Below are 3,000 nucleotides of genomic sequence, written 5' to 3' on the forward strand. Positions count from 1 at the left end.
GTGCGGCGGGGGTCGACTGAGCGGCCCGTGGGCACGTTGCTGTTTAACTTGACGCGGACGCGGACGGGTTCGCACTCGCCGCCTGCTTCGATGATGGCGCGGTGCTGGTGCGGGTTGGGGCAGCGGTTCTGCCACTTCTCACCGACCTTCCAGCGCAGCGTGTCGTCCTTCCACTTCGGCTCGGAGGCAGCCCTCGTGGGGCCGGTGGCCGGGCGCTCCTGTTCGGTGGGGGTGTGGACGGGTTCGCGGATGATGCGGATGCGGCGACTGCGCGGGGCCTTGCCGGTGCGCTTGTTCTTGCGGCCCCGCGCGGGAGATTGGGTCCCGGCGGCGGTGTGCTGGGGGACCTTCACGATGTCCTCGCCGGGAGCGGTAGCCGCGTCCGGGCTGTCGGGGTCGTCGGGGGTGGTGGGTGCACGCAGTTCCCAGAACGCCAGAACAAGCCGGAGCGCGTTGGCCCGGTCGGGGGCGCCGAACGGGTGCGGGTTGCCGTAGCCGCAGAGGACGCCTTCATACAGGGTGGTGACGCTGTTGGGGCAGTACGGGCCAAGAGGCAGCTTGGTCGACGCGGCGATGAGCGGCGGCAGCCGGGTCGGTACATGGTGCGTGGCGGTGATCGTCTCGATGGCGATGGCAACGTCGTTGCCGGTGCCCGTCAAATGCCAGGCCAGGCCGTGGACAGGGTGCAGGCCGTCGAGGTCGATCGGGGTGGGGAAGTAGACGAGGCCATCGCGGGCGGGAGCGGAGTCCGGCAGGTCAACGACGCTGATCCTTTCGGTGTTCACGAAGGGATGCTGGGCGATGCGGTCGCCCATGCTGCAGGGTGCCACCCACACGTCACTGTCACGGTAGGCGTTGGCGAAGTTGGCGCACATCGTGAAGTAGAGGGCGATGGCGTCGGGATCCTCCACGAGGTCACGGCCCGTTGCGGTGAGGTGCATCGACGCCATGAGGTCCCCGCCCCGGGGCACACCACGGACGGGTTTGCCCCAGAAGTCGACGAGCTGTGCGCGCATCCGTTCCGCGACGTGAGCGTGATCGATAGCGGTGCGGCCCCCTGCAGATATCGGGGCGGGGCGCATGTGGGTGTGAGTGTGGGGCATGGGAGGGCTCCTACGGGTGCGGGGTGCGGCCGGGCGTTGTGCCGGTGTGGCCGAAACCGTGGAGACTCACGGGCTAAGCGGCGCAAGAACACGGCCAGTTGACGTGACCCGCGGACAGACACCCTCTCCTCGCGTATCGCACACGCAGCAGCGCAGACACCCCCTGGCACGCCGACGGCCCGCCCCCTGGTACGGGAACGGGCCGCCGGCGTGTAGAGGCGGGCAGTCGACCCGGTGGCCGCAGTCGACCCGGTCGCCCGGTGGTCGCGGGGGTCGCAGGGGTCGCAGGGCGCGGGAACGGGACGGCCCCGGGCGCGGGTCCGGTGCCTCGGGCAGGACGCGTCGCCTTGCTAATGCGGCGCAGGGTGGTCGTGCCGACGGGAACGCGCGACGCGGGGCGGGCATGGGCAGGCCCCTGGGGACGCCGCGCGCAGGACGGGCGTCCCCGGGGGCCTGGGGAGGGCGTCTACCAGGTGAAGCGAGCGTCGGCCGCGCGCATGAACGCGGCGGCGATCTCCTTCGGCGTGGCGTCGAGGGATGCGACAACGGCACCCAGCACCATGTTCACCATGGCCGGGTGCTCGGTGACGAGCTGCCAGCCCTCAGGCATGGGAACGATCGTCACCGGCTCGCCCTCCGGATGGTCGTAGGTGACACCGAGGATCTGCGTCAACGGGGCCTCGATGCGCGCACTGTAGTGCCCGGCGCGGATCAGCTCGGCCTCGATACGCCGCAGAACAGCCCACCCGGGCTTGCTGTGATTGGACAGATCCCGGATCACCTCGACTCCGTTCCGCCAGCCCTCGGGGTCGTCGTCGGCGTAGACCTCGCCGAGGATGGCGAAGTTCGCGATCTCACGGCCGGGCACCTTGTCGCTGCCGATGAACGTGTCGGAGATCAGCACCTCGTAAAACCTGGCGCCCGGCGTGATCGTGTGCGCGAGATTCGGGCGGGTGGCGTAGGCCGAGACAAAACGGCCCGAGTCTTCGACCTTGAGAATGACGGTGCGCGGGCCGTGCTGCGTGGTGGTGTCGGGGGCCTGGTCGGTGTGGGGCATGCGGGCTCCGATTCACGTGCTGCCAGTGGATTCGTGTGGCCGGGATGGAATCCCCGGGCCGATGCCCGAACGATGGCGTAGCGCGCAGCAAGCAGCGCAACCACGCGAGGCCCAGACAGACAGCAGCCCCCGACCACCCGGACACGTGCCCGGGGTATAGCTAAGCCCCCCGGACACCATGCCCAAACAGGGCGGGGGCCGGGGGCGGTGCTGATGCGGCCGTGGCCGCCGGGTGGGTCTGGGGTACAGCCGTGGGTCAGCCGAACCCGTCACTTCTCAGAAGGGGCCGTGCAGCGCCTGCATGTATCGGGTGACGGTGTCGTAGTCAGTGGTGTGGAGGCTGGCGAGTACGAGGTGTGAGGGCTCGCAGGCGTGCAGGGAAACGCGGATCTTCAGGCGGGCGCCGGGGGCGGGCGCGAAGTGCAGCCGCACCAACGGCACTCCGTAGTAGTCCGTGGTCTCGGGGATGGTGCCGTCCGCGAGCGGCAGCACGGCGGGGAGCCATTCGGCAGCTGGTCGAAGGGTCATGTTCGGGGTGGGGGTGCGCGCGGTGTCGGGCCAGGTTTCGGCTGCGGCGCAGAGGATTGTTCCGAGCGTGGTGCGGTCGGTACTGACGGTCGCGGGCGGCTGGTCGGTGTCGTCGAGACGGACGGTCAGATCTCCAGTGCAGTGTTCGGTCTGCCAGGGCAGGGTGTATAGGCCGTCGTACGTGAACAAGCCGTCGTCGTGCTCGGGGAAGGGCACGGTGTCGAACAGCTTTGAGACGCGTGTGGGCAGGTCCAGCATGGGGCACTCCAGTGGCCTTGAAGGTTCCGGCAGCCGTGCGACGTGCGTGCCGGG

3 protein-coding genes are annotated in these 3,000 nt (G+C 69.7%); all 3 read right to left on the bottom strand.

The window, feature by feature from the left end; translation table 11 throughout:
* Positions 1-1,103: hypothetical protein (locus ACWFR4_RS48215; RefSeq protein ID WP_453658275.1), on the bottom strand; the 1,103-nt coding region annotated here is incomplete at its 3' end.
* Between the two features lie 466 nt (positions 1,104-1,569).
* Complete coding sequence (locus ACWFR4_RS48220) at positions 1,570-2,160, bottom strand: hypothetical protein (protein WP_453658277.1); 591 nt, start codon at positions 2,158-2,160, stop codon at positions 1,570-1,572.
* Between the two features lie 276 nt (positions 2,161-2,436).
* Positions 2,437-2,946, bottom strand: coding sequence for a hypothetical protein (locus tag ACWFR4_RS48225; protein ID WP_453658279.1), 510 nt, complete (start codon positions 2,944-2,946; stop codon positions 2,437-2,439).
* Positions 2,947-3,000: the final 54 nt, after the last annotated feature.

The organism is Streptomyces sp. NPDC055140 (assembly GCF_053607285.1).

What these genes read in the sequence shown, in the direction of transcription:
- ACWFR4_RS48220 (WP_453658277.1), bottom strand. Translation starts at nt 2,160, where the DNA reads ATGCCCCACACCGACCAGGCCCCCGACACCACCACGCAGCACGGCCCG.
- ACWFR4_RS48225 (WP_453658279.1), bottom strand. Translation starts at nt 2,946, where the DNA reads ATGCTGGACCTGCCCACACGCGTCTCAAAGCTGTTCGACACCGTGCCC.